The following is a 26797-nucleotide window of genomic DNA, read 5'->3' as shown; positions in this document are numbered from 1 at the left end:
GATCGTAATCGCTCGCCGATCCATGTAACAGGAGCGGATGGGGCGGGTTCATTCGACCGAGATCTTGCGTCGCGTTGCGATGACCGATGGCATCGCCGGCCGATAATCTGTCGCCGTCGCGCGAGGCGCCGGCCTGGCCGCTTGCAGTCGCGCTGTTGCTGGTGGTCGTGGCCGGCGCGCTGCTGTGGAATGCCGAGCTGGTCAACGACGTTGCCTGGCAATTATGGGTCGCGCGCCAGCTCGCCCATGGCATCACGCTCTATACGGACATCATCGAGGTAAATCCGCCTTTGTGGTTTTGGGCGGCGATACCGGTCGTCGATCTGGCGCAACTGCTTGGGGTGAGCAGCTATCATGTCCTGATCCCCGGCGTGCTGGCGCTGGATGTCATCGCGCTGCTGCTGGTGCGGACGCTGTGTCGCGATCTGCAGAGCGGCCGGCTGATCGTCCTGGGTTTCCCCGTCATCACCCTGCTCGCCTTTCTCGATGTGTTCGGGCAGCGCGAGCATATAACCCTCATTGCAACCGTGCCGTACCTCGTCCTCGTCGCGCGCCGCGCCGACGGGCTCCCGGTGAGCAGGACCATCGCCACCCTCTGCGGAATCATGGCCGCATTCGGCCTCGCGCTGAAACCGCACTTCCTCCTCGTCCCGGTTGCGCTGGACATCCTGCTTTTCGTTCGGACGCGCCGGGTGTCGCTCCGGCCGGAGATCATCGCGCTCGGGGTGTTTCTCATCGGCTATGCGCTAAGCGTCCTGGTGTTCGCGAGCGCGTATTTCCTCACGATCGTCCCGATGACCACACTGGCCTATCACGGCTACGATCAGCCGATCCTCGATCAATTGCGTCGGCCCGCTGTCGCGATGGCTTGTCTGTTGCTGCTCGGTCTGCCGCTATACGGCTGGCCCAAGTCATCGGTCGCGCAGGCCGCGTTGGTCGCCGGACTTGCCTTTCTCGCGGCGTATTTGCTGCAAGGCAAAGGGTGGAGATATCATGGCCTGCCGGCGATGGGGTGCTTCGCGCTGGCGATTCTAGCCGAGGCAGAGCGATTTCGCTGGCGGGCCGCGTTGCCCACTCAACGCGCGGCGTTGGTGCTGGCAGTGGTGGCAACCTTATGCCTAGTCTTGCCGCTTGTAGAGGCGGCGCGACACGATAACCGCGCGAACGCTCTGCTCGCCACACACGATCTCAGGGACGGCGATGTTGTCGGCGTTCTATCAACCAGCGGCGGGCGGTATTGGCCAATTCCCGAGGAACGCCATTTCATATGGCCGTCGCGCTACATGACTTACTGGATGTTGATCGACGCGATCGACGCGTCGCGTGCCGGATCGCCCAATCCGACTTTGGCGACATTGATACATAGGGTCCGGCGCGATGCCGTTGACGACCTCGCGTGTCATCCGCCGCGAAGAATTCTTGAAGACCGCTACAATATCCCATTTCTCAAAACCGGCCTGGTGCGTTTCTTTTCGGTCGATCCAGATTTTGCGCGCCTGATGCGCGCCTATCGCCGCGGCGCTGACTATGGAGAGTTTGTCAGTTATGATCTCGTCGGGCCGATCGCATATCGCCCCGCGATATGCCGGCCTATTTATTGAGGCGCAGGTTTTGCGGCCGCGCGCGGCTTCGTCTCCGTCGGCAAACGGGCGATGGGCGGCTTAGCCGGCGCCGGATCGGACACATGAATCACTGCCCATTTGTCGGTATAGGCCCGGCGCCATCCCGGCTCGCGGTCCAGGATCTTCACCAGCGCGTTGTCGGGCGGCAGGATTGTCCAGCCGAATTTCCAGCGCTCCTCCGCTGCTTTCCAGCGCGCGGCGTCGCCATGCGCGATCTTGACATAGTCGGCGGTGAAGGCGTCGCCATACATGTCCGATCGTCCGTCGATGAACGGCGCGATCCCCTCGAACGCCAGCAGGCCGCCGAAACTATATTCGTTGAACACCGGCTTGTCGCGCAGCCCGGGCGGGAGGTTGCGCAGCGCAGTGACCGGGACGCCATAGCTGTCTGGCCGATCGAACGGAGTGATGAGGCGATAGGTCGCGGTCCCGACGAACAGCAGCAGTGCGACCGCCAGCAACGGCGCCAGCTCGCGGCGCTCCGCCCATAGCCGCGGCAGCAATGCCGGCCGCGGCCGCTCTGCATCCACCGCCCAGGCGCGCCCGAGCGGCTCCGCGAGGAGGATCGTGGCGAGCGTCACCAGCACCATCTGGTTGCGCATATGCTCGAACGTGATGTGCAGCGCGGCCAGCAGGATCAGCAGGCGCATCGCTGGAATGCGAACCGGGCGCAGCAGCAGGAAGAACAATCCGCTGAGCAGCAGCACCTCCAGGCTCGACGCACCGCCGAACCGCGCCGGCTGCCATTCGGCGATCAGCGAGAGCAGCGAGAGGTTGTTGACGTAGAAGGGGTAGAGCAGGCCATCCAGCCCGGCCGGGGTCGCCATCGCCGCCGCGAGCGAGACGATGCCGAATAGCCCCCATTGCCGGACCACGCGCAGGCGGTCGCCTGGTGCGGCGGAAACCAGCGCCTCAAACCCCAACCCGCCGGCCAGTGCCAGGCCGAACACGAAGCTGCCATGAGCATTGGCCCAGACGAGCATAAGAATCGCGAGCGCGMGCGGGGGTGCGCGCTCGCGCTCGCGTGCGCGCAAGAGCGCGATCAGCCACGCCGCGAGCATCGGCAACGCGAGCAGATGCGGCCTCGCCAACAAGGACTGCCCCAGCCCGATCGACAGATAGAGCATCATCAGCGCCGCCGCACCGGGTCGCTGCCAGCGCCGCAAATAGAGCGCGACGATGGCGTAGAGCGCCGCCACCGCGGTGCCGAACAGCAGGATCAGCCCACTCCAGCCACCATAACGCCAGGCGCCATACATCAGCAGTTCGGACAGCCATTCGTGCGCGACCCAGGGATGGCCGCGCGCGGTGAACGAGAAAGGGTCGGATCGCGGGACCGTGCCGTGCGTCGCGATCCACTGTCCGGTCGCGATATGCCAGCCGGTATCGCCATCGGCGAAGGCCGAGGACAAGACAGTCACGAACGCGAATGCGGTAAAGCTGGCCAGCAATAGTAAGACAATATCGGGAAGGTCAGCATCGCTGGCTTTTCCCTTACTCATTTTGGTAAGACTAATTGTGGCATAGAAATCTCCCCCTAGGCCCGCTCATCGGACTAATGGGTGATTCGTTTTTTGCAAAAGTGATTCGCCCATTTGTAAGAATCGGACAGGCGATTCATACCGTTGGATAAAAGCGACAGAGCAATATATCCATTCCGGCCCGAAATGGGTATGACGAACGATATACAAATTATGCCCTTTGTCCCGCGCGGCACATTTTTTCTGCGATTCTTGATGGTTAACCGGCAGCACCCCTTCCCCAACGCCGTTAGCTTAAGTGCCTGATAAACCGACAATTAAGCTTTAATGGTTAACAGGAGTTAGCCGTAAGATGTTGAAATAAATATGCAATTAGTGGGTTATTGACTCGTTACCCACTTCGACCCCTTCTAAACTGGCATTCCGAGGACGCCTGATCGGGCGAGCTCTGAAACGAGTTAGGCACACCCGATCCCAGACTGCCCACGGAATAGTTGGGGCCGGCGAGTGCCGGCGGGGAATTGGGGAAGTGACATGACCATGATCAAGAATCTTTTGCTGGACGACAGCGGCGCATCTGCCGCTGAATACGCGCTGATCCTCGCGATCGTCGGCACCGGCATCGCCGTAGCCGCCTACACGCTCGGCACCTCGATCAGCAACGCCATGAACAAGGCGTCGAACTGCATCAATCGCGTGCCGAGCAACGCGGCCTGCTGATGCACGGCTGACGCAGGCGGAGCGCTTTCGGGAGGGGGAGCGCTCCGCCGATCCGGCAAAGAAGGAGTTTTCGACATGACGATGATCAAGAATTTGCTGACCGACACCAGTGGTGCCTCGGCGGCGGAATATGCGCTGATCCTGGCGATCGTCGGCACCGGCATCGCCGTTGCCGCATTCACGCTCGGCGGATCGATCAGCAATGCCATGAACAAAGCGTCGAACTGCATCGCAAACGGCGTCAACGGCGTTTGCTGATGAACTGAGCGGGGTCGCGGATCATCCGCGATCCCGTTCCGATCGCGGTAGCGATCGGCCGGCGGGGGGTCGGTAATCATGCGTGGACAGGGACTTATCATATTGGGCGTCGCGATCCTGATCGGGCTCGCGGCCGTTTTCCTTGCCAATTCCTATCTTGGCCGGGTCGAACAGCAACAGACGACCACGGCCCAGGGCATGGTCAAGGTCGCCGTGGCGAGCGTTCCGCTCGACTTCGGCACGCCGATCACGCCCGACAAGGTGCGGCTGGTCGATTGGCCGGCGAGCTCGCTGCCCGAGGGGACGTTCAGCTCGATCCCGCAGCTGCTGCCGATGAACCACACGCGCGTCGCGCTTCGCCCGATGGCGGCGAACGAGCCGATCCTGCGCTCCAAGATTTCCGGTGAAGGCGGCCGCGCGGCGATTTCCGCGGTGCTCGATCCGACCAAGCGCGCCGTCGCGGTGCGCGTCGGCGACGTCGCCGGCGTCGCCGGCTTCGTGTTGCCGGGCGACGTCGTCGACGTGCTGATCACCCGCACGCCGATGAATCCCAATGGCAACAGCCAGCAGATCACCGACATCCTGCTGCAAAAGGTCCGCGTCATCGCGATCGACCAGGATGCCAGCGACAACACCGACAAGCCGGCGATCGGCAAGACCGCGACGCTGGAAGTCGCGCAGGTCGATGCGCAGAAGCTCGCGCTGGCGCAACAGGTCGGACAGCTCAGCCTGGCGCTGGTCAATCCCGCGTCGGAAACCAGCCCGACGGTCGAAACCGTCAGCACCAACGATCTGCGCGATGGCGCCTATGTCGGTGGCTATTCGGACGGCGCGCCGCGCTTTCAGCCGCCACTCCTTTCCGCTCCACCCGCAGGGCCGCGCGCACCGCCGCGCAAGCCGGCCAATCCCGACCTCACGGTCATGATCGTCCGCGGTACCAAGGACAGCAGCTATGAGGTGGGTCGCTATGTCGGTCGCTGACATGAAAGCGCGCTGTCGCGTGCTCGCACTGGCGGCCAGCGCCGCCGCCATCATCGCCCCGGCGATGACCCAGGCGCAGGAAACGGTCAGGACCGCGGATGCCAATCTGCGCGCCGGCCAGCTCGACGTCGCCGTCAACAAGAGTCAGGTGCTGACCGCCGACCGGCCGTTCGCCAAGGCGCTGATCGGCAATGCCGATGTCGCCGACGTCCTGCCGCTGACCAATCGCTCGCTTTATGTGCTGGGCAAGAAGATCGGCACGACCAGCCTGACGCTCTATGACAAGAACAACAATCTGATCTCGGTGATCGACGTCGCGGTCGGACCCGATGTCCTCTCGCTCCGCCGCCAACTCAGCGAGCTGATGCCGAGCGAGCAGATCGGTGTCCGTATGTCGGGGGACTCGGTAGTGCTGACCGGCACCGTCTCGAGCGGCCCGGCGATCGATCGCGCCAAACAGATCGCCGCCACTTATGCCGGCGACAAGGTCGTCAACCTGCTGGCGGTCGGCGCGTCGCAACAGGTCATGCTCGAAGTGCGGTTCTCCGAAATGAACCGCAACGTGGCGAAGAGCCTGGGGATCAACACCGCCTTCACCAACGGCAATGGCGCCAGCACCTTTCAGGGCGGTATCGGCAATACCGCGCCAGGCACGGCGCTGCTGACCAACAAGAACGGGGTGCCGACAGTCAACCTGTCCGGTATCCTCGACACATTCGGTGTCGTGTCCAAGGGCATTTCGCTCGGCAATCTCAACATCTTCACCGCGCTCGATGCGCTCGAGCGCAAGGGGCTGGTGACCACTCTGGCCGAGCCGACCCTGGTCGCGCTGTCGGGCGAGTCCGCATCGTTCCTGGCGGGCGGAGAATTCCCGGTGCCGGTGTCGCAGGGCGGCGGCAGCGGTGGCGGCCAGAATAGCGGCAGCAACGCGATTACGGTCGAATACAAGCCGTTCGGGGTCAGCCTGGCGTTCACACCGACCGTGCTCGATGACGGCGTGATCAACATGGTGGTCGCGCCCGAAGTCAGCTCGATCGATCCCTCGGCCTCGGTCACGATCAACGGCCTGACCATTCCCGGGCTGCAGACGCGGCGCGCCAAGACCACGCTGGAACTGCGCGATGGCCAGTCGTTCGCGATCGCCGGATTGTTGCGCAAGGATTTCCAGAGCACCGTGCGGCAATTCCCCTTGCTCGGGTCGATCCCGATCATCGGCGCGCTGTTCAGCTCGAGGGGATTCCAGCGCCAGGAAACCGAGCTGGTCATCATCGTCACGCCGCGGCTGGTGCGGCCGGTGCCGGCGGGCCAGCTTCGCCTGCCGACCGATCGCGTGCAACCGCCGAGCGAGCTCGATCTGTTCATGATGGGGCGGACCGACAAGGCGGTCGGGACCAATCCATTCGACCCGAACGAGCCGCCCAAAGATGGGCCGAAGCCGATACCACCCGCCGGAGGCTTTTCCGGTCCCAATGGCTACGCGCCGCAAAGGTGACCGATATGCGCTTCATCCATCCGATCGCGGCTATCACGTTCCTGGGGAGCATCGGCTTGCTGGCCGGGTGCACGCCGATCGACACCACGTTGGGCGACTCGGTGAAGACCGATTATGCCCTCCAGACGATCAATCCCGATCCCAAGCCGGTGCCGGCCGAGGCCGCGGTGATGGAAGGCGGATCGGGGACGCAGGCGGCGGGGGCCGCCGAGCGCTATCGCAAGGGCGCGGTCAAGCAGCCCCAGGCCCAGTCCACCGGCAGCGGCGGGAGTGTCGGCAGCGGCGGAGGCGGGGGGGGATCCCCCCCCAGCTCCAACTGACATGCGCCGCGCAGCCCAAAAGCTCTGGAAATCGGAGAGCGGTTCGGTCGCGCCCATCGTCGCCATTTCGCTGTTCGCGCTGATCGGCGCGGCCGGGATCGGGTTCGATTATTCGCGGCTTGTCAGCTTGCATACCGAGCTGCAGGACGCCGCCGACCACGCCGCGCTGGCCGCCGCCGGGCAGCTAGACGGCAAGACCAATGCCCGTAGCCGCGCGGTCTCGGCCGCGCAGAGCCTGATCACCAATCTGGCGCTGTTCGCCAATGACGGCGCCAACCGCGCCGTGTCGGTGACCAGCGGCAACGTCGTCTTCTATCAGGACAAGGCCAAGACCACGCTGTCGACCAGCGATGCCAATGCCTATTTCGTCCAGGTCACCGTCGACACCAAACAGGCGCGCTATGCGCTGACGCCGGTCGTCGCCGCCTTTACCTCGCCCGCCATCAACGCCAAGGCGTTTGCGGGCGTGGCGTCGGGCATCTGCAAGGTGCCGCCGGTGATGATCTGCAATCCGCAGGAGACGGCCACCGTCAAGACTTTCGACGCCAGCGGGCTGATCGGCGATGGCCTCAATCTGGTGTCCGTCGGCGGCGGCAATGGCGGCTGGGCACCGGGCAATTTCGGGTATCTCAACACCCACGCAGGCAGCAACGGCGCGCAAGGTTTGCGCGAGGGGCTGGGCTGGCTGACTCCGGCCGGCGACTGCTTGCCGCAAACCGGGGTCGACACCAAGCCGGGTGCCAGCGTGTCGGTCACCGACGCGCTCAACACGCGCTTCGACATTTACGATTCTGGCCAGCCTTGTCCGAGCGGCGGCACCTGTCCGCCGTCGGCAAACACAGTCAAAGACCTGGTCAAGCAGAACGGCAACGGCAACAATTCCTGCACGCTCGGCAACAATGGCTGGCAGGAAGCGTCGAATCCGTATCTGCCGACCAGCGCCACCACGCCGCTGACTTCGGCACAGATGCCCAACGCGATGGGCTATCCACGCGACATGTGCCACGCGGTAAGCGCCGACGGCACCTGCGCAAGCGGCCGGATCGGCGACGGGTTGTGGGATCGCAACGCCTATTTCTACGTCAATTATGGGTCGGGGTTCGACTGGCGTACGGCGATGACGACAGCCGGGTACAATTCCAACACCGTCACGCGGTACCAAGTCTATACGTGGGAACTGACCAACGCCGCGTCGCGGATCAACACGCCGCGAGCGGTCGGCGCCAACACGACCGCTTATGGTGCACCAATCTGCTGGTCGGGAACGCCCTCCGGCGGAATCACTCCGGGCGGCAACAATGTTGACCGTCGGCGGATTTCGGCGGCGATCGTCAATTGCCAGCAGAACAGTGTCAACGGATCGTCGACCAATGTGCCGGTGGTCAAATGGGTCGAACTGTTCCTGACCGAACCGTCGGCCAACCGGGCGCGGACCACCGCCGGCGACATCTATGTCGAAATCATCGGCGACACCGATAGCGGCAGCGCGGGCGGCACCGCGGGACAGGTGGTACGCAAGGACGTACCCTATCTGATCGAATGAGCGGGGGGCGCTTCTCGATCGCCTCACGGGCGCTGGCCTGTCGCCGCGGTTCCGCGGCGGTCGAAATGGCGCTCGTCACGCCATTCTTCCTGGTGCTCTCCTGCGGCGCGGTCGACCTGGGCAATTACTTCCTGTCCGAACATGCCGTGCTGAAGGGCGTACGCGACGGTGCGCGCTACGCGTCGCGGCGCTACCCGGTCAATTGCGCCGCGGTGACGACCGACACTAGCGCCATCGCCGTCGCGACCCAAAATCTGGTGCGCACCAACACCGTCGACGGAACCGGCACTGTCCGCCTCAACGGCTGGACCAGCAACGCCACGATCGTCGTGTCGGTCGCCTGCAACACCGACACCACCTATCGCGGCGGCATCTACACCGCCTCGACGGCGGGCGTACCGGTGGTCTCGGTGACCGCGACGGTTCCCTATCCCTCGCTGTTCAAGGCATTCGGCATCACCAACACGACGATCAACCTCAACGCGACCGCGCAAGCGGCGGTGGTGGGCGCATGACGACGTTACGCGCGCTGCTGCGATCGACGCATGGCGGGACCGCCGCCGAATTCGGCCTGCTGACGCCGTTGCTGCTGTCGTTCATGATCGGCACGGTCGATCTCGGCCGGTTCCTGTGGACCTGCAACCGTGCCGAAAAGGCAACCCAGATGGGGGTACGCTACGCGGTCACCAACGACATCGTGCCGACCGGGCTGGCGACTTATGACTTCGCGATCGCCGGTGGCATTCCGCAAGGCGATCCCATTCCGTTGAGTTCGTTCGGTGGCGCGGATTGCAATTCGGCGAGCGGCACGGTGACCTGCGTCTGCAGGACTGGGGCGACTTGCCCCACGCTCACCCCCGTCAATACGACGGCGTTCAACGCCATCGTGACCCAAATGCAGCGATTCTACCCGAGCCTGACCGCCGACAAGGTCACGATCAGCTATGAATATTCGGGCTTGGGATATGCAGGAGATCCTAACGGAATCCAGGTATCCCCGGTCGTCACGGTCCGGCTCAAGCAGCCGACCTTTACGCCGATGCTGTTCCGCTTCTTCGGGAGCGCCACGATCAACCTGCCTACCTATGCGGCGTCGCTGACGCTGGAAGATGGTAAAAGCACATGAACCGGGAGTTTGAGTTGTGGGAGCGGTAGAGTTGTCCGAGTTCGAACCGAATAGCTGGACCATCAGGCGGCCCGGCGCGGCGGTCGAATTGGTGCTGTCGCAAGAGGAAGTGCTGACCGCCGAATTCGGCCCCAGCGTCGTCGGCGGCTGGTCGCTCGACACCAGCAAGATCGAACTCGATGACGAGGTCCCGGAAGAGATCGTCGAGCGCGCGCGGGTGATCGTGATCGAGGTGCGGCCCGACCGGCCCGCCTCGCTCGCGCGGCTGATCAGGCTGCACGTGGCGCACCCATCGATCGCGGTGATCGCGGCGGTCCGCAACCTGACCGTGCCGACAATGCAGGCCCTGCTCCGCGCAGGCGTCAAGGACATCATCGCCTTGCCGCTGGTCCGCAACGACCTCGAAACAATGCTCGAACGGATGCGCGAGGAGATCGAGCGCGGGTTGGCCCTGGCGACGCCGACCGGCAAGGTCGTGTCGATCATCAAGAGCGTCGGCGGCGTCGGCGCGACCGCGTTGCTGACCCAGGCCGCCGCGCTTTATGCCCGGCGCGAAGCCGATCGCGGGTTCAAGGCCTGCCTGTTCGACCTCGATCTGCAAGGTGGCAACGCCGCGACGCATCTGGGGATCAGCCCGGCCTTGACCGTCAGCGAATTGCTCGACGCCGGCAAGCGGCTCGACCCGGCGGTGCTGACCTCGGTCGCCGCCGAACATGCGTCGGGCCTGCGGGTCGTCGCCGCGCCGACCGACCTGATGCCAACCGACACCGTCGGCACCGACCAGATTTGCGATATCGTCCATCTGGCGACGGCGGAATATCGCACCGTCTTCCTCGACCTGCCGAGCGACTGGACCAATTGGTCGCTCTCGCTGGTCGCGCAGTCGGACGTCGTGTTCCTGATCGTCGAACTGTCGATCGCCAGCCTGCGCCAGGCGCAACGCCAACTCGCCTTGCTGCTCAAGCTCGGCGTCGCGGCCGAGAAGGTTCAGGTCGTGGTCAACCGCGTCGAGAAACGGCTGTTCCAGCAGATCAACCTGAAGGACGCGTCGGATACGATCGGCCGCCAGATCGGACTCAGCGTCACCAGCGACTTCGCGTTGATGAACACCGCGCTCAATCGCGGCGTGATGATCGGCGACATCAAGTCGAAAAGCGCGGTAACGCGCGACCTCAACAAGCTGCTCGACGCGATCGACATGCTGCTCGAGCGCGGCTGATGAGTGCCTGGCAGATCAGACGGGCCGGCGAACGCGCTGCCTCCGGGCAGGCCGAAACCGTGCCCGACAAGGACGTCCAGTCGCAAGCCGAGGCCGATCGCCACACCGCGCTCAAGGTGGAATTGCACCAGCGCCTGCTCGACCTGATCAACCTGTCGGCGCTGGAGACCATGTCGCGCGAGCAGATCCACGCCGAGATCGGCGAGATCGTCCACGAACAATTGTCGCTGCAGAAACACGCGCTCAACCTGGCCGAGCGCAAGCGGCTGGTCAGCGACGTGCTCGACGAACTGCTCGGGCTCGGCCCGCTTGAGCCATTGCTCAAGGATGAGAGCATCACCGACATCCTGGTCAACGGCTTCGACTCGGTGTTCGTCGAGCGCCACGGCAAGCTCGAGCCGTCGTCGATCCGCTTCAAGGACGAGCGCCATCTGTTGCGCATCATCCAGAAGATCGTTTCCGCGGTCGGGCGCCGGGTCGACGAGGCGTCACCTTATGTCGATGCGCGACTGGCCGACGGCTCGCGCGTCAACGCGATCATCCCGCCGCTCGCGGTCGACGGGTCGCTGCTCTCGATCCGCAAGTTCGCGCGGGTGCCGATCGATATGGATCGACTGATTTCCTATGGCAGCGTGCCGCGGTCGGTCGCGCAGGTGCTCGAAGCGATCGTCGAGGCGCGGCGCAACATCCTGATCTCGGGCGGCACCGGATCGGGCAAGACCACGCTGCTCAACGCGATGTCGGCCTATATCGACAATTCCGAGCGGATCGTGACGATCGAGGATTCGGCCGAACTCCAGCTGCAGCAAGCGCATATCGCGCGGCTGGAAACGCGGCCGGCCAATATCGAGGGTAATGGCGAAGTCACCCAGCGTGACCTGCTCAAGAACGCGCTGCGCATGCGGCCCGACCGCATCATCGTCGGCGAAGTCCGCGCCGGCGAGGCGTTCGACATGCTGCAGGCGATGAACACCGGCCATGACGGGTCGATGACCACGGTCCACGCCAATACCGCGCGCGATGCGCTGTCGCGGCTCGAACAGATGATCGGGATGAGCGGGATCGACATCGCGCCGCGCTCGGCGCGCGCGCAGATCGCCTCGGCGATCAACGTCGTCATCCAGGTCGGCCGATTGTCCGACGGCAAGCGCCGCCTGATGAGCCTGTCCGAACTGATCGGCATGGAAGGCGAGGTCGTCACCATGCAGGAGATTTTCCGCTTCCGCCTGACCGGCCGCGACGAGCATGGCACGGTGCTCGGGCGGTTCGAAGCGAGCGGCATCCGTCCGCATTTCATGCAGGAGCTGGAGGATCGCGGCATCAAGCTGCCGGCCGATATCTTCAATCCCAGCGCGGCGCTCGACTGATGTCCTCCGACGTCATCCGGCTGCTCGTCCTCGCGCTCGTCTTCGCGGCGGTCGTGCTCGGCATCGAGGGCGGCATGCGCTGGTATCGCACCAATCGCGGCGGCGCGATGGCGGTCAACAAACGCCTGCGCCTGATCGCCAGCGGGTTCGACCGGCCCGAAGTCCTCGCGCGCCTGCGCCGCGACACTTGGGGCGACGCGATCCGCTTGCCCGGCTTCCTGGCCGGCCCGGGGAAGAAGCTCGATACGACGCTCCGCACCGCCGGGTTCGGCCTGTCGCCGGGACGCACCTTCATGCTGATGCTGCTGATCGTCGCGGTGTTGTTCATGCTGACGATATTCGGCGCCGTCATCTTCGGTTTCCGGATCGGCCTGGGCACGGTGCTGATGGCGGCATGCTTCGCCACCGCGGCGGGCATGGTGCTGCCGCTGATGCTGATCGCGCAGCGCGCCGAACGCCGCCGCAAGAAGATGGCCGAGCAATTCCCCGTCGCGCTCGACATCTTCGTGCGCGGGCTGCGTGCCGGGCACCCGGTAGCCTCCGCGCTCGATCTCCTCACCCAGGAAATGACCGACCCGATCGGCAGCGAGTTCGGCATCGTCACCGACGAAGTCGCTTATGGCGCGGAATTGCGCGACGCGCTGCAGAACATGGCCGACCGCTGCGATCTCGACGATCTGCGCATGTTCGTCGTGTCCTTGTCGGTGCAGAACGAGACCGGCGGCAATCTCGCCGAAATCCTCGAAAACCTGTCCCAGGTCATCCGCGAGCGCGCCAGCATGGTGCTGATGGTCCGCGCGCTCAGCTCGGAAGGCCGCATGACCGGGACGATCCTGACTGCGTTGCCGGTCATGGCGTTCGTCGCCTTGTTCCTGCTCAACCCGCCTTTCTACCTTCAGGTGGCGGGCGATCCCGCTTTCTCGATCGGCTTCGGCTGTCTGATCGGGCTCTATCTGATCGGATTTTTCATCATCCGCCGTCTCATCAACATCAAGGTCTAGCGCGATGTGGGAAACCGTCATCCAGCAATTTCCGCGCTATGCGATCCTCGCCGGCCTGTTCGCCGTGGTCGTGATGATCGTGCTTGGCGTGTCGACCGTCGTCACCGGGCGCGCCGCTGTGCGTCGCCGGCTCGCCGAAGCGGCAGCGGCGGGGCAGACCGGGGGGCATGTCGCGACCTTGCGCGATTCGGGACGCGCCGACGCCTGGAGCCGCCTTGTCGGCGCGATCGAGAAGCGCGGGGTGTCCCTGGTCGATACCAACAACGCGACACTGACCGCGCGGCTGGCGGCAGCGGGCTATACCTCGCCCCAGGCACCGCGCGTGTTCACCCTCGCGCGGCTGGCGTTGACGCTCGGCCTGCCGCTGCTCCTGGTGGCGGCGACAGTCTTTCGCGGCGAGGCGCCGTCGCTGCTCAAGCTTTATCTGTTCGGCGCGGCGCTCGCAGTGCTCGGACTCTATTTGCCCAATCTCTGGGTATCGGCGCGCGCATCGCGGCGCCAGGAGCAGATCGTCAACGGCTTTCCCGATGCGCTCGACCTGATGCTGGTCTGCGTCGAGGCCGGGCTCGGCATGGAAGCGGCGTTCGATCGCGTCGGGCGCGAAATGGCACGGTCGCATCCGCTGGTCGCCAATCTGCTCGCGACCACGGTGCTCGAACTGCGCGCCGGGCGCGGCCGCGAGGAAGCGCTGCGCCGGATGGGCGATCGCGCCGCGGTCGACCAGATCCGGTCGTTCACCACCTTGCTGATCCAGTCGAACAAGCTGGGCTCGAGCATCGGCCAGACGTTGCGCATCTATGCCGGCGAAATGCGCGAGCGCCGCAAGATGCTGGCACAGGAAAAGGCGCATCGTCTGCCGGTGCTGATCTCGATCCCGCTCGTCGCCTGCATGTTGCCGGTGATGATCGGCGTGCTGATGCTGCCGGCTGCGATCCGCGTCGTTCGCCAGCTTCTGCCCATGATGGGAGGATGACGGAATGAAGCGCAATCTCGCCTCGCGTGCCGCGCTGATCGGCCTGTTGGTCGCTGCCAGCGGATGCACGAGCTCGGCCAAGCGAACCGCGCTGCCCGAGGGAACGCGGTTCACCGCCGCGACCGACGCCTCGTCGATCGCCGCCGCGCGACTGCTCGCGGACGGCAATTACGGGTTGGCGATCGAAATGTATCGCCGCATCCTGGTCGCGACTCCCGACGATGCGACAGCGGTCGAGGGGCTCGCGCTCTGTTATGACCATTTGCGCCGCTACGATCTGAGCGACGTCTATTTCCAGAAGGCACTGGCACTGGCGCCGCGCAACGACGCTTTCTACCGCGCTTATGCCGCGTCGCTGACCGCGCAGGGCCGCAATGACGCCGCGGCGTTGCTCGACCTGGACATGCGCACCATGCTGGCCTCGGCATCCGCCACGCCTGCCGCCGCACCGATGCCAACACAGCCAGTTGCGCCGCCGCCGCCAATAGCCGCCCCTGCGCTGGCGAGCGCGGCCGCGGTGCCGGTCGCGCCGGCCCCCGTCATTGTCGCCGGCCCGCGCCTCGAACAACTTGCCCCGGGGGTCGTTCGTCTGATCCTGCCGCCAGCGCGCAGCGTCGGTAAGGGAGCAATCCTCGCCTCTTCGCCCGCGCCAGCGTCGGTACCCGCACCCTCGCGGGTAGCGTCTCCGAAGCCGATCGCCACGCCGTTGGCGCCAGGCGCGCTGCGCAACACGATGGTGGTCAATGCCGCTGGGCGCAAAGGCATTGCCGGGCGCGTCCAATCCTATCTTGCCGGGCGCGGCTGGCGCCCACTCGATCGCGGCGACAGCGGCTTGCGCATCGCGGTCAGCCGTATCCTCTATCCGCCGTCGGGCGAGGCGACCGCACGCCGGCTGGCGCGCGCAGTGCCGTTTCCGACCCGGCTGTACGCCACCAGCCAGGCCAACCGGATCCAATTGCTGGTCGGCGCTAACGCGCTGCGGTTCGCCGCCAAGCCCGCCGGGGGACGACGGTGATCCTCGCCGTCCGGCTGCTATCGCTGGCGGCCCTGTTTGCTTGTGGCACAGCGTCGGCGGCGCCGCCGGACGATCTCGCGCTGGTCGATGCCGCGATCCGGGGCGGGCGGCTGGTCCAGGCGCAGACGATGCTCGATCTGTTGCCCGACGCCCAATCCGGCACGTTCGATGTCGCGGTGCTCCGCGCGCAGCTGATGCTGGCGCAAGGCCAATATGCGGAAGCCGAGCGTGCGTTCGGCAAGCTGGCAGCAACGCCCAGCGACGATTGCCGCGTGGTCGCCGGGCTCGGCAGCGCGGCCGCGGCGATGCGGCATACCGAGGCCGCCCTCGTCCGGTTGCAGGATGCGACCACGCGCTGCCCGGCCGACTGGCGGCTATGGGCCGATCTCGGCCACGCTTATGATTCCGGCGCGCGGTGGAACGACAGCAAGGCGGCCTATGAGCGGGCGTCGGCGCTGGGCGCGCCGCGCGCGTCGCTGCTCAACGACATGGCGATCTCGCTGTTGATGCAACACCGATATCCCGAAGCCAAAGCCTTGCTGCAACAAGCGCTGGCGGCCGATCCGGACGATCGACGTGTCGCCAACAATCTCGATATCGCCGCCGCATCGATGGGCGAACCGCCGGTGCGCAGGCGCGGGGAGGATGCGGCGCGCTGGGCAGAGCGATTGTCCAACGCCGGCTATGCCGCCTCGCTGGCTGGCCGGAGCGACGATGCGCGGGCGTGGCTGACCCAGTCGCTCGCCGCGGCGCCGATCTATCCGGCGGCAACCGCCAATATCCTCTCGTCGCTGGGGCCCCAGAAATGACGTCGCTTCCCAACGTCCTGTTGATCGCTTTGTATCTCGTACTGGCGCTCGCCGCGCTGACCGATGTGTGGAAATTGCGCATCCCGAACATATTCCCGGCCGCGATCATCCTGCTGTTCCCGGTCTGGATGTACGGCTGCGGCTGGAACGCGCAGCTGTGGCAGAACGCGCTCGTGTTCGTCGGCACCTTCCTGGGCGGCCTGTTCCTGTTCTCGCGCGGATGGCTCGGCGGCGGCGACGTCAAATTGATGGCCGCGATCGCCTTATGGTTCGACTTCAAGGGCGCGGCGGCGCTCTATCTGTGGATGGGGATCGGCGGCGCACTGCTCGCCATCGCCTTCATCATACTCCGGCGGATGCTGCCCGCGGGATTCACCGAATCGACCAACGTGCCCAGCCTCAAAGCGCGCGGCCCTATTCCCTATGGCCTGGCGATCTCGGCCGGCGCGATGCTCGCGATCGTCGGGGGCAACATCAATCCGCAGCCAAAGGCCTGGTATCTCGACCCGGCCAGCCTGACCGGCTCACATCGCTTCGGCAGCTAACATCATGATGAGCTGAGCGCGCGAACTGATCCCCAGCTTGCCGTAGATGTGGTGCAGATGGAGCTTGACCGTGCCTTCGGTCAGTCCGCAGCGGCGCGCGATCTCGCGGTTGCGCAGGCCTTCGCCGACTAGCTTGACCAATTCCTCCTGCCGGCGCGTCAGCCCATATTGCGGCAGCACGGGCACCGACTGGCCGGCCATGCTGCGCTTCAACACGCGCTCGATGATGGTCGGATCGATCCAGGTGTCGCCGCGATTGACCGCCTCGATACAGGTGATCAAATTGCTCGGGTCGTTGTGCTTGAGAACGATGCCGTTAATGCCCAGTTTGACCGCCTCCATCGTCTCGACCGGCTTCAGGCCGACGGTGAGAAAGACGATCGGGATCTGATTGCCCGCGCCGCGCAATGTCCGCAGGATGTGCAGGCCGCCGCCATCGGCCATGCTGACGTCGAGCACCAGCAAGTCGAATACGCCATGCGCGACGCGGTCGATCGCATCGACCGACGTTCGGGCGGTGTCCTGGACAACATGGCCGTTGGTCTCGAGAAACTGGCGCAGCCCCTCGAGAAAGATCGGGTGATCGTCAACCAGCAGCAGTTTCGACATGGACACCAGCCTTTAGTGGAATTCTGAGCGACAATAGCACACCGCGCTCCATCGGATCGGTATAAGCGCGCCCGTTGAGGGCTTTCACGCGCTTGGTCAGCGAATGCGACAAGACGCCTTCGACGTCGGCGCCATCGGCGCTGGTGTCGATGACCGTCGCGCCGTTGCTCCTGATCGCGACGAACACCGCCTCGTCGCGCAGCGCCGCGGCCACTTTGACCACGGACGCATGGGCGTGCTGCACCGCGTTCGAGACGGCTTCACGCACCAGGAACTCGACTTCGAGCGCAATGTCGGGAGAGACGGGCAGCACCGCTGGCTCGGCCTGGACCGAACAGTCGATGCCCCATTGCCGCGACAGCAATTCGGCGCGCTGCGCCAGATGGCTGGCGAGGTCGATCCGCTCGCTGACCGGCTGGGCGCTGTCGTTGATCAGTTCGCGCAGGCACGCCTGTTCGGCGGCGATGATCGACTCCAGGCCCTTCAGTCGCTCCTGCCGCTTGGCCACCGGCATGTCGGTTTCCTTCATCAGGACCGCGACCTGCATCCTGAGCCCGGCGAGCGTCTGCAACACGCTGTCATGCATGTCGCGACTGATCTCCAGCCGCGCATTGGCAAAGGCGTTCTCGCGCCACGCCTCGAACATCTGGTAGCGGTCGAGCGTCGCGCTGACCGCATGGCCGGCGCTGACGACCTGACCCAGCAGGACCTCCGACACGCGCGGCAATCCGATCAGATAGACATAGCCGTCCATCGCGTTCGCCGCGATCGGCATCGCTGCGACGATCGTCGCGCCGTCGACCAGCTCGTCCGGCAGGAAACCGGGCTCGATCGTGCGAACGACCGGATCGCGCGCGGCCTCGCTGTTGACCATCGCCTTGCCGGTCCGCGCCTCCCACAGATAGGCTTCGTCCCAGCCGGTCGGCAGCAGCATGCGGTCGGCGATCGCGGACGGCGGATCGATCCGCGACAGCGCGCCGTCCGCGAAACGATAGAAATGGCGGTCGTCATCCTCCCCGCCGCGCCAGCAGATCAGAATCGTCGACACCTGGAACCGGCTCGCCAGCCGCGCCGCGATCTCCTCGATCGGCATCGACCGCGCGCGCATGCCCGTGGCCAGCAACTCGCCGTTCCAGCGGTCGCTCGATGTCGCATCGGTCTGCCGCATCTTCACCACCAGCGCGGCGGCGGCAATGAAGGTCAGCACCGTGAATTGCAGCATCCGTTGCCCGTCACTGATATGGGGCAAGGCCGGCCACAAAGCCGCAGCCCGATTATGGAGAAGAATGACGAGCGAGAAGATCAGATATTCGAGCGCGACGCTGGCAATACTCGACTGAATCCGCTTGGCGACCAGCAGGAAAACGATGAACGGCAGATAGAGAATGGTGACGGTCGGATAGAAGATCAGCACGCCGAGGCCGATCGCCTCATCGGCGACCGATCCGATACGGCGTATCAACCACGTGACTTTCCAGGACACCAATCTCACGACCAGCGCCGCAACCGCGAGCAGCAGATAGGCGATGAAGCACCAGTGGACGGCCCGATCGAGCGCCGAAATCGGGAACGGGATCGCCATGACGATACCCAAGGCGATCGTCGCGAGCAGCGTGCGGCCGGCGGCGACGACGTCATGCGCCACCGAATAACCGAGATCGCGCCGCAGCGCCTCTCTAAGACCGTTTGCAAACTCGCCCGTCAATCGCCCTCCCCCCGCAGCGATGTTACACCATCGACACACTAATGTCAGATGATCTCGTAGCGCCGATTGTCCCAAGAAATGCACCGCCAGCTGCAAACGCAGGTCGTCGATTGGGGACGAAAAGCGCCTTTCGCCCCCTGGCATCGCCAGTCAATTCGCAATTCTACGTATCGAAGCCCCGCCCCCAACGCCGCGCGCGATGAACGCGGGCGGCCGGGTCAACAATCTATATCGCCGAACACGGACGACGAGCGGGAAGCGAGTGCCGCTTGGCGGCGAGCATGACCGCGACCAATCCGATCGCCGACGTCACCGCTCCGGCCAGCGCGACGGCCGGGTAGCCCCATCCGGCGGCAATCACGCCGCCGCCCAAAGCGGCGCCAAAGGCATTGCCGAGATTGAACGCGCCGATATTGACCGAGGACGCGAGGTTCGGAGCGTCCGCGGCCGCCGCCATCACGCGCACCTGCAGCGGCGGCACGAGGGCGAAGCTCGCCACACCCCAGGCAAAGACCAGGATCGCGGTCGGGGCGGCATAAGACATCGTCAAGGCGAACGCGATCAAGATCGCCGACAGCGACGCCAGGGTAACGATCAGCGTGCGGTCGACGTGCCGGTCCGCGAATTTGCCGCCGGCCCAATTACCAACCGTGAGTCCCAGACCGTAGGTCACCAGCATCGCGGTGACGAGGCCGAGCGAGGCATGGGTCGCGTCGCGCAGGATCGGCGCGATATAGGTGAAGACGGTGAACATCGCGCTCGATCCGATCACGGTGAGCGCAAGCGCTCCCAGCACCTTGCCGCGCATCAACACGCGCAGCTCGGCGATGGCATTGCCGCCTTCCGGTGCCGGCAGGGCCGGCAGCGTCAACCGCAGCGAAACGATGGTGGCCACACCCAAGGCGGCGATGCCCCAGAACGAGGCGCGCCAGCCGAGATGCTCGCCCGCCCAGGTCGCGAGCGGCACGCCGACGACATTGGCGATGGTCAGCCCCATGAACATCGCGGCGACCGCGCTGGCCCTCCGCTGCGGCGGCACAAGCCCAGCCGCGACGATCGACCCGGCGCCGAAAAAGGCGCCATGGTTGAACGAGGTCAGGATCCGCGCCGCCAACAACAGCGCATAACTATGCGAAACCGCCGCCAGCACATTGCCCAGCGTGAAGATGGCGGCGAGCCCGATCAGCAGCGCCCGGCGCGGGACGCGGCCGGTGGTCAGCGTCATCAGCGGCGCGCCGATCATCACGCCCAGCGCATAGCCGCTGATGAGCAGGCCGGCGGCCGGAATCGAGACGCCGAGATCTTTCGCGATCACCGGGAGCAGCCCCATCGGGGCGAACTCGGTCACCCCGATGCCGAAGGCGCCGACCGACAAGGCCAAGAGGCCGGGATTGAACTTCATTGCCGCCTCCTTTCAGACCAGCGCCGGATTGAGGCGGGCAAAGCCCTCCTGCTGGCGGTAAGGCGTGTGCGGATAAGGCGGCAGCACGTCGCTTGCCGCATCGAGCCTTGCGACCTGTTCGGGGGTAAGCGACCAGCCGACGGCGCCAAGATTGTCGCGCAATTGCTCCTCGTTGCGCGCGCCGATGATCACCGACGAGACGGTCGGGCGCCGCAGCAGCCAATTGATCGCGATCTGGGGCACGGTCTTGCCCGTCTCGGCCGCCACCGCCTCGAGCGCATCGACGACACGATAGAGCTGCTCGGTTTCCACCGGCGGCGCGAATTGTTCGGTGTCGTGCAGCCGGCTTCCCGCCGGTATCGGACGATCCCGCCCGATCTTCCCGGTCAGCCGCCCCCATCCAAGCGGGCTCCACACCAACGCGCCAACACCCTGGTCGGCGGCGAGCGGCATCAGCTCGGATTCGTAAGCGCGGCCGATCAACGAATAATAGACCTGGTGCGCGACGAGACGAGGCCAGCCGTAGCGATCAGCGATCGCCTGCGCCTTCATGATCTGCCAGCCGGGATAGTTGGAAACGCCGGCATAACGGATCTTGCCCGCGGCGATCAGCTGGTCGAGCGTGCCCATGACTTCCTCGGCCGGTGTCGAGGCGTCGAAGGCATGGAGCTGGAGCAGATCGATATAGTCGGTGCCCAGCCGCCGCAACGCGTCCTCGACCGCGCGGATCAGCCGGGCCCGGGACGCGCCCCAATCCTGCGGCCCATCTCCCATCGGCAGGCCGATCTTGGTCGAGATCAGCACACTATCACGGCGGTCGCGGATCGCAGCGCCGAGAATCTCCTCGGAGGCGCCGTTGGAATAGACGTCTGCCGTATCGAACAACGTGACGCCGGCATCCAGGCACAAGTCGACCAGCCGCCGCGCCTCGGCGACATCGCTCGTTCCCCAGGCGCTGAACAGCGGCCCGTGACCGCCGAAGGTTCCGGTGCCGAAACTCAGCGCCGGTACCCGCAAACCCGATGACCCCAATTGCCGATATTCCATCATCTACTCATCCCTTGTTCGTTCGGCGCATAGATGGACATCAAGGCTTTGCCCGTGTACCCGCAGTCGACGCGAAAGATTATTGCATTGGGCGCAAAGATGGCGAGCGGAACCGATCGGGCGCGCGAGATGGCGCTGTTCATGGCGGTGATCGACAATGGCAGTTTTTCGGCGGCGGGCCGCCTCCTCGGCCTCAGTCCGTCGGCGGTCGCGCGCGGGATCGACCGGATCGAGGCGCGGCTCGGCATACGCTTGCTGCTCCGCTCGACCCGCACGCTGGCGCTGACCGCGGAGGGCCAATCCTATCTTCAGGCGGCGCGGCGCATCCTCGCCGATCTCGACGATGCCGAGCAGCAGATCGCCGACCAGGGCGCGCCGCGCGGCCGGCTGAGCGTCAGCGCGGCGCTAGCCCATGGGCGGCTCTGCGTGGTGCCGCTCCTAGGCAAGTTCGCCGCTTCCCATCCGCATATCCTGGTCGATATCGCGCTGACCGACACGCTGGTCGATGTCGCCGCGGGACAGGCCGATGTCGCGATCCGCTTCGGTCCGCTACCCGACAGCACGCTCACGGCCCGCAAGCTCGGCGAGACCCGCCGGGTCATCGTGGCATCGCCAGACTATCTCGCCAAACATGGCACACCGCGCGAGCCCGAAGAGCTGCACCAGCATAATTGTCTGAACTTCAATTTCCGGCGCGCCGAGCCGATCTGGCCGTTCCGCCGTGACGGGAGCGATTTCTCGCTATGCGTGAAGGGCAACATCGAAGCAAATAACGGCGAGACGCTGGGCCAGCTCGCCGCGATCGGCATCGGCATCGCGCGCGTCGGCGCCTTCAGCGTCGCCCAGGAGATCGCCAGTGGCCAACTCGTCCCGATCCTGGAGGAGTTCAATCCCGGCGATGTCGAACAAATCCACGCCGTATTCGTGGGCGGCGTCAGCACCCCGGCGCGGATACGGGTCTTTGTCGACTTTCTCGCCGAAAATTTGCGGTGAGATCGCCCCATCTCGATGACCAACGAGTCCTTTCGGAACCACGCAGCCAGTTTCGAGCTTTTAGCCCGATCCCGAGGAGAAGATCATGATCGTTCAGCGTCAGGTCCACGCACTATCGACGCCCGGCGACGTCCCGCCACTTTCCAGAGGCGTTGAAAAGGCGTGACGGAGTGACATCGACCAGGAAAGCGCCCTGGTGGGAAAGCGGCGTCATCTATCAGGTCTATCCACGCTCGTTCCAGGACAGCAACGGCGACGGGGTCGGCGATCTGCGCGGGATCGAGCAGCGGCTCGATTATATCGCGGCCCTCGGCGTCGAGGCGATCTGGCTGTCGCCGATCTTCCCGTCGCCGATGGTCGATTTCGGCTACGACGTTGCCGATTATTGCGGCGTCGATCCGCTGTTCGGCACGCTCGACGATTTCGACCGACTGCTGAAGGCGGCGCATGCGCGCGGCCTCCGGCTGCTGCTCGATTTCGTCCCCAACCACAGCTCCGACCAGCATCCCTGGTTTCTCGAGAGCCGGCGGTCGCGCGACGACCCCAAGCGCGACTGGTACATTTGGCGCGATCCGGCGCCGGGCGGCGGCCCGCCCAACAACTGGATCAGCGACATGGGCGGCTCGGCCTGGCAATGGGACGAGGCGACCGGGCAATATTATCTGCACGCTTTCCTGAAAGAGCAGCCCGACCTCAACTGGCGCAACCCTGCCGTGCGCGAGGCGATGACCGACGTGCTGCGCTTCTGGTTCGAGCGCGGGGTCGACGGGTTCCGGATCGACGTGCTGTGGCACATGGTCAAGGCGGAAGGGCTACCCGACAATCCGCTTAATCCGCATTACCGCGCCGAACTGGGCGAAAAGCTCAAGCTGCTGCAGATCCATTCGACCAACCAGCCCGAGGTCCATGACATTGCCGCGGCGTTCCGCGCGCTGGCGGACAGTTATGGCAACCGCCTGCTGGTCGGCGAGATCTGCCTGCCGGTCGAAACGCTGATGCATTATTACGGCCGCGGCGCGCCGGGGGTGCACCTGCCGTTCAATTTCCAGCTGCTCGACGCGCCATGGCACGCGCAATCGCTCGCCGCGATGATCGGCGCCTATGAAGCGGCGTTGCCCGAGGGAGCCTGGCCGAACTGGGTGATCGGCAGCCACGATGCCCCACGCATCGCGGCGCGGCTGGGCGAGGCGCAGGCGCGTGTCGCAGCGATGCTGTTGCTGACGCTGCGTGGCACGCCGACCTTGTATCAGGGCGACGAACTCGGGATCGGCAAGGTGACCATCCCGCCGAACCGCATCCGCGATCCCCAGGATTTGAGGCAACCGGGCATGGGCCTCGGCCGCGACCGCTCGCGCACGCCGATGCCCTGGGACGGATCGGCCAATGCCGGGTTCAGCACCATCGAGCCGTGGCTGCCGCTCAACGACGACTGGCCGCTCCGTAACGTCCAGGCCCAGCAGCAGGATAGCGGATCGATGCTGTCGCTCTATCGCCAGTTACTGCGCTGCCGGCGGGAGTCGTCGGCACTGGCGCTCGGCGCATTCGAGCTGGTCGCGGCGGACGGCGATCTGCTGGTCTATGACCGGTTCGACGATCGCGAGCGCGTGCGGGTGGCGCTCAACCTCGCCGCCAATGCGATCAAATTGCCGTTCGATTTCGATCCCGCGGCGCACTTGCTCGTCGGCACGCACCCGCGCGAGAGCTTGGGCGACATGCTGCGCCCGAACGAAGCCATGGCCTTTCGCTTGAACGGCCCGGGCGCGTCATGAAGATCGCGATGCTGGCACCGATCGCCTGGCGCACCCCGCCGCGGCACTACGGACCATGGGAACTGGTGACCAGCCTGTTGACCGAGGCGCTGGTCGCGCGAGGCGTCGACGTTACGCTGTTCGCGACTTTGGACAGCATCACCTCGGCCAAGCTCGACGGCGTCGTCCCCGCGCCTTACTCGGAGGACCCGACGATCGACGCGAAAGTGTGGGAATATCGCCACCTCTCGCATTTGTTCGCGCGGGCCGACCGTTTCGACCTGATCCACAATCAGGCCGATTTCCCGGCGCATGCCTTCGCACCGCTGGTGCGCACGCCGATGGTGACGACGATCCACGGTTTCTCGTCCGAAAGCATCCTGCCGATGTATCAACCGTTCCAGGATCGCGTTCATTATGTCGCGATCAGCGAGGCGGACCGGCATCCGTCGCTGCGCTACGCCGCCACTATCCATCACGGAATCGCATTGGAGGAATTTCCGTTCGAGCCGGACGGCGGCGACGGCCTGTTGTTCTTCGGCCGCATTCATCCCGACAAAGGTGCGAAGGAAGCGATCGCCGCCGCCCGCCGCAGCGGCCACCGGCTCGATATGTACGGCATCGTCCAGGACCAGGGCTATTTCGATGCCGCGGTCGCGCCCGAACTCGACGACCAAATCCGATATCACGGTCCGGTCGGCGGCGCCGATCGGGCGCGGGCGCTGGGCAAGGCCCGCGCGCTGCTCCACCTGATCAATTTCGACGAGCCGTTCGGCCTGTCGGTGGTCGAGGCGATGGCCTGCGGCACGCCGGTCATCGCCACGCGGCGCGGATCGATGAGCGAGCTGATCGAGCATGATAGGACCGGCTTTCTGGTCGATGATGCGAAGGGCGCGGTTCGCGCGATCGCCCGTATCGACGAGTTGGACCGGGCCGTCGTCCGGCAACGCGCCATCGAGCGCTTTTCGGTCGACCGGATGGCCGACGAGTACATCGCGCTCTACCGCTCGGTGCTGCAGCATGCACAGGTCCGCAACGGCTGACTGACGCGCTGCCCGCAACCGACTGCTCGACGAAACAACATTTCCAAGGGATCCAGAAGGCGCCATCGCGACGGCGCGCTTGTCAGTCTCCGACAAGCCTGATAAGCGCCCCGCCTTGCCGTGCCGGAAGGCGCGCGCGGGCCGCCTTAGCTCAGCTGGTAGAGCATCGCATTCGTAATGCGGGGGTCACAGGTTCGAGTCCTGTAGGCGGCACCAGTACATATGGGGAGCACCCCTGTAAAACCGCAGAAAACCTGCGGTAACTGCCTATCGGCGGCCCCACGAAATCTCATTATGTTCCGCCGTGGCCCACCAAAAAGGGGCCACGAATCGTGGGGCCACGAGCGGTCCAGGAGGCGTGGCCCCATGCTTACCGTTGTGCAGATTCGGGCGCTTAAACCGAGGTCGCGCCCTTATAAGGCTTTTGATTCTGACGGCCTCTTTTTGTTGGTTCAGCCGTCAGACTCATTGCTCTGGCGCTTTCGCGGCGCTTCATGACCCAGGCGCGCGTGTCAGTTCTCCCGGGGCTGACCTTCTGCCGGCAGCGTGACCGAAGGCCAGCTTTCAGGATCTCAGGGATCCGCTGTGGATGTCCGAAAATGGGCGCATAGCCGTCACAAGTCATGCCGCATCGCTTCAGAAAATCTCAGGTGCCGTGTGGGAAAAAATGTGGGGCAGCAGATAGCAAGTCTCTAAATTTCTATTTGAGATCAAATCGTTAGAGCTGAATCTGGCATTCCTCTCGCTCTGCCACAGCCATTGAAATTACTAGGCAACCCGCGAAATCCGAGCGCCTGTCCGCCCTCGGCCAAGTGCTTGAAAGACCTAGGCGTGGGCCTCCGCCGATAATGTTTTGCCGCTTCCTCGTCCGAACGGCGGATTGATAACACCCCCTTATGTCGAACAGTGCGGCGGCTGAAGTCGCACATACGCGAAATAACACGGTTCGCGCTTGTCCGGCAGCGTCGCCAACTAGCCCTAGAAATCGCGGCTCACAGTGTCTGACCGTCATCGACCGTGAAGATCGACCCGGTCGTCTGGGCGCTCGCGTCGGAAACGAGGTAAAGGACCATCGGATCGAGCGCCGATTCATCCATCACGCGCCGACGCGCGAACCCATCCAGCAAACTCTGGCCGGCCGACGTTTCCCAGATGGCGTCGTTCATTTCGGTCGCGACATAGCCGGGGCACAGGATGTTGACGTTGACCCCCTTCGCCGCCCAATCCTTGGCGAGCGACCGGCCCATCTGGGCGACCGCGGCCTTGGTCGCGCTGTAGGGCGCGATCCCGGCCGAGGGGTGGTGTGCGGTGATCGAGGAAATGATCACGATCCGGCCATGGCCACGGTCGGGCGCGCCCGCCGCGACCATGCGCCGGGCGCCTTCGCGCACCGTCAGGAACACGCCGCGCAAATTGACCGCCACCATCTGGTCGAACGCCTCGACGGGAAGGCCGAGCGCGCTGCCCGCGACGTTGAGACCGGCATTGGCGACGACCGTGTCGACCGGTCCGAACCGCGCCGCCGCAGCGTCATAGGCGGCGACGATCGACGCCTCGTCGGTGACGTCGAGCGTCACCGCGAGCGCCTCGCCGCCCGCCGCCGTAATCTCGTCCGCCAGTGACTCGAGCAGCCCCGCGCGGCGCGCACCGATCACGACCTTCGCGCCGCTCGCCGCGAGAATGGCAGCGAAGCGGCGACCAAGCCCGGATGAGGCACCGGTAACGAACGCAACCCGACCGGTGAGGTCGAACGAAAAACCTTCCATCTGTCCCCCTTG

At 65.1% G+C, this 26797-nt stretch carries 25 protein-coding genes and 1 tRNA gene; 20 read left to right on the top strand and 6 right to left on the bottom strand.

The window, feature by feature from the left end:
• The first annotated feature begins 86 nt into the window (after nucleotides 1–86).
• Nucleotides 87–1601 carry a hypothetical protein gene (locus AC1DSD_RS08845; protein ID WP_478029662.1) on the top strand — a complete coding sequence of 505 codons (1515 nt, stop codon included), beginning with the start codon at nucleotides 87–89 and terminating at the stop codon, nucleotides 1599–1601.
• Here the strand turns inward: AC1DSD_RS08845 and AC1DSD_RS08840 are convergent.
• Nucleotides 1595–3124, bottom strand: a complete 1530-nt coding sequence (locus AC1DSD_RS08840) for a hypothetical protein (protein WP_478029661.1) — start codon at nucleotides 3122–3124, stop codon at nucleotides 1595–1597. The two genes, AC1DSD_RS08845 and AC1DSD_RS08840, sit on opposite strands and share 7 nt — an antisense overlap.
• Nucleotides 3125–3637: 513 nt before the next feature.
• On the opposite strand from AC1DSD_RS08840, the gene AC1DSD_RS08835 reads away from it, so the two are divergent.
• The 15 genes from AC1DSD_RS08835 to AC1DSD_RS08765 all read left to right on the top strand — a co-directional run bounded on the left by AC1DSD_RS08835 (nucleotide 3638) and on the right by AC1DSD_RS08765 (nucleotide 16472).
• Nucleotides 3638–3823 (top strand): Flp family type IVb pilin, encoded by a 186-nt coding sequence (locus tag AC1DSD_RS08835; RefSeq protein WP_478029660.1) that lies wholly within the window; start codon nucleotides 3638–3640, stop codon nucleotides 3821–3823.
• A gap of 75 nt (nucleotides 3824–3898) precedes the next feature.
• The gene (locus tag AC1DSD_RS08830; protein WP_478029659.1) at nucleotides 3899–4081 is read left to right on the top strand and encodes a Flp family type IVb pilin; all 183 of its coding nucleotides are present in this window, start codon (nucleotides 3899–3901) and stop codon (nucleotides 4079–4081) included.
• Between the two features lie 78 nt (nucleotides 4082–4159).
• Nucleotides 4160–5062, top strand: a complete 903-nt coding sequence (gene cpaB / locus AC1DSD_RS08825) for a Flp pilus assembly protein CpaB (protein ID WP_478029658.1) — start codon at nucleotides 4160–4162, stop codon at nucleotides 5060–5062.
• Entirely contained in the window at nucleotides 5034–6554 is a 1521-nt protein-coding gene (locus AC1DSD_RS08820; RefSeq protein ID WP_478029657.1) for a type II and III secretion system protein family protein, read from the top strand. The genes cpaB and AC1DSD_RS08820 overlap by 29 nt, the downstream gene beginning before the upstream one ends.
• A gap of 5 nt (nucleotides 6555–6559) precedes the next feature.
• Nucleotides 6560–6874 carry a hypothetical protein gene (locus AC1DSD_RS08815; RefSeq protein WP_478029656.1) on the top strand — a complete coding sequence of 105 codons (315 nt, stop codon included), beginning with the start codon at nucleotides 6560–6562 and terminating at the stop codon, nucleotides 6872–6874.
• A gap of 1 nt (nucleotide 6875) precedes the next feature.
• Complete coding sequence (locus tag AC1DSD_RS08810) at nucleotides 6876–8417, top strand: pilus assembly protein TadG-related protein (RefSeq protein ID WP_478029655.1); 1542 nt, start codon at nucleotides 6876–6878, stop codon at nucleotides 8415–8417.
• Complete coding sequence (locus tag AC1DSD_RS08805) at nucleotides 8414–8932, top strand: TadE/TadG family type IV pilus assembly protein (RefSeq protein ID WP_478029654.1); 519 nt, start codon at nucleotides 8414–8416, stop codon at nucleotides 8930–8932. Before AC1DSD_RS08810 ends, AC1DSD_RS08805 begins: the two co-directional genes overlap by 4 nt.
• Nucleotides 8929–9543 (top strand): TadE/TadG family type IV pilus assembly protein, encoded by a 615-nt coding sequence (locus AC1DSD_RS08800; RefSeq protein ID WP_478029653.1) that lies wholly within the window; start codon nucleotides 8929–8931, stop codon nucleotides 9541–9543. The genes AC1DSD_RS08805 and AC1DSD_RS08800 overlap by 4 nt, the downstream gene beginning before the upstream one ends.
• A 31-nt stretch (nucleotides 9544–9574) precedes the next feature.
• Entirely contained in the window at nucleotides 9575–10762 is a 1188-nt protein-coding gene (locus AC1DSD_RS08795; RefSeq protein WP_478029652.1) for a CpaE/TadZ family protein, read from the top strand.
• Nucleotides 10762–12129: a CpaF family protein gene (locus AC1DSD_RS08790; RefSeq protein ID WP_478029651.1), complete on the top strand. Its 1368-nt coding sequence runs from the start codon at nucleotides 10762–10764 to the stop codon at nucleotides 12127–12129. The genes AC1DSD_RS08795 and AC1DSD_RS08790 overlap by 1 nt, the downstream gene beginning before the upstream one ends.
• Nucleotides 12129–13130 (top strand): type II secretion system F family protein, encoded by a 1002-nt coding sequence (locus AC1DSD_RS08785; protein ID WP_478029650.1) that lies wholly within the window; start codon nucleotides 12129–12131, stop codon nucleotides 13128–13130. Before AC1DSD_RS08790 ends, AC1DSD_RS08785 begins: the two co-directional genes overlap by 1 nt.
• Before the next feature lie 4 nt (nucleotides 13131–13134).
• Nucleotides 13135–14103, top strand: coding sequence for a type II secretion system F family protein (locus AC1DSD_RS08780; RefSeq protein WP_478029649.1), 969 nt, complete (start codon nucleotides 13135–13137; stop codon nucleotides 14101–14103).
• Nucleotides 14104–14107: 4 nt separating this feature from the next.
• Nucleotides 14108–15118: a LytR C-terminal domain-containing protein gene (locus AC1DSD_RS08775; RefSeq protein ID WP_478029648.1), complete on the top strand. Its 1011-nt coding sequence runs from the start codon at nucleotides 14108–14110 to the stop codon at nucleotides 15116–15118.
• Entirely contained in the window at nucleotides 15115–15927 is an 813-nt protein-coding gene (locus tag AC1DSD_RS08770; RefSeq protein WP_478029646.1) for a tetratricopeptide repeat protein, read from the top strand. Before AC1DSD_RS08775 ends, AC1DSD_RS08770 begins: the two co-directional genes overlap by 4 nt.
• Complete coding sequence (locus AC1DSD_RS08765; protein WP_478029645.1) at nucleotides 15924–16472, top strand: A24 family peptidase; 549 nt, start codon at nucleotides 15924–15926, stop codon at nucleotides 16470–16472. Before AC1DSD_RS08770 ends, AC1DSD_RS08765 begins: the two co-directional genes overlap by 4 nt.
• On the opposite strand, the gene AC1DSD_RS08760 is transcribed toward AC1DSD_RS08765, so the two are convergent.
• The 4 genes from AC1DSD_RS08760 to AC1DSD_RS08745 all read right to left on the bottom strand — a co-directional run bounded on the left by AC1DSD_RS08760 (nucleotide 16452) and on the right by AC1DSD_RS08745 (nucleotide 21235).
• Complete coding sequence (locus AC1DSD_RS08760) at nucleotides 16452–17081, bottom strand: response regulator (RefSeq protein ID WP_478029644.1); 630 nt, start codon at nucleotides 17079–17081, stop codon at nucleotides 16452–16454. The two genes, AC1DSD_RS08765 and AC1DSD_RS08760, sit on opposite strands and share 21 nt — an antisense overlap.
• Nucleotides 17059–18786 (bottom strand): sensor histidine kinase, encoded by a 1728-nt coding sequence (locus AC1DSD_RS08755; RefSeq protein ID WP_478029642.1) that lies wholly within the window; start codon nucleotides 18784–18786, stop codon nucleotides 17059–17061. Before AC1DSD_RS08755 ends, AC1DSD_RS08760 begins: the two co-directional genes overlap by 23 nt.
• Nucleotides 18787–19012: 226 nt before the next feature.
• Nucleotides 19013–20188, bottom strand: a complete 1176-nt coding sequence (locus AC1DSD_RS08750; RefSeq protein WP_478029641.1) for an MFS transporter — start codon at nucleotides 20186–20188, stop codon at nucleotides 19013–19015.
• Nucleotides 20189–20200: 12 nt separating this feature from the next.
• Nucleotides 20201–21235: an aldo/keto reductase gene (locus AC1DSD_RS08745; protein WP_478029891.1), complete on the bottom strand. Its 1035-nt coding sequence runs from the start codon at nucleotides 21233–21235 to the stop codon at nucleotides 20201–20203.
• A gap of 99 nt (nucleotides 21236–21334) precedes the next feature.
• Between AC1DSD_RS08745 and AC1DSD_RS08740 the strand changes: the two genes are divergently transcribed.
• From AC1DSD_RS08740 to AC1DSD_RS08725, 4 genes are all read left to right on the top strand, one after another.
• Entirely contained in the window at nucleotides 21335–22228 is an 894-nt protein-coding gene (locus AC1DSD_RS08740) for a LysR family transcriptional regulator (protein ID WP_478029639.1), read from the top strand.
• Nucleotides 22229–22398: 170 nt separating this feature from the next.
• Nucleotides 22399–23997, top strand: a complete 1599-nt coding sequence (locus AC1DSD_RS08735; RefSeq protein ID WP_478029638.1) for an alpha-amylase family glycosyl hydrolase — start codon at nucleotides 22399–22401, stop codon at nucleotides 23995–23997.
• Nucleotides 23994–25019 (top strand): glycosyltransferase family 4 protein, encoded by a 1026-nt coding sequence (locus AC1DSD_RS08730; protein WP_478029636.1) that lies wholly within the window; start codon nucleotides 23994–23996, stop codon nucleotides 25017–25019. Before AC1DSD_RS08735 ends, AC1DSD_RS08730 begins: the two co-directional genes overlap by 4 nt.
• Before the next feature lie 140 nt (nucleotides 25020–25159).
• Nucleotides 25160–25235, top strand: a tRNA-Thr gene (locus AC1DSD_RS08725).
• A gap of 776 nt (nucleotides 25236–26011) precedes the next feature.
• On the opposite strand, the gene AC1DSD_RS08720 is transcribed toward AC1DSD_RS08725, so the two are convergent.
• Nucleotides 26012–26785, bottom strand: coding sequence for an SDR family NAD(P)-dependent oxidoreductase (locus AC1DSD_RS08720; protein WP_478029635.1), 774 nt, complete (start codon nucleotides 26783–26785; stop codon nucleotides 26012–26014).
• Nucleotides 26786–26797: the final 12 nt, after the last annotated feature.

Source organism: Sphingomonas sp. P4_D12 (genome assembly GCF_056401895.1).
The sequence above is the reverse complement of the archived record's forward strand: the minus strand, read 5'-3'. Positions and strand labels throughout refer to the sequence as shown.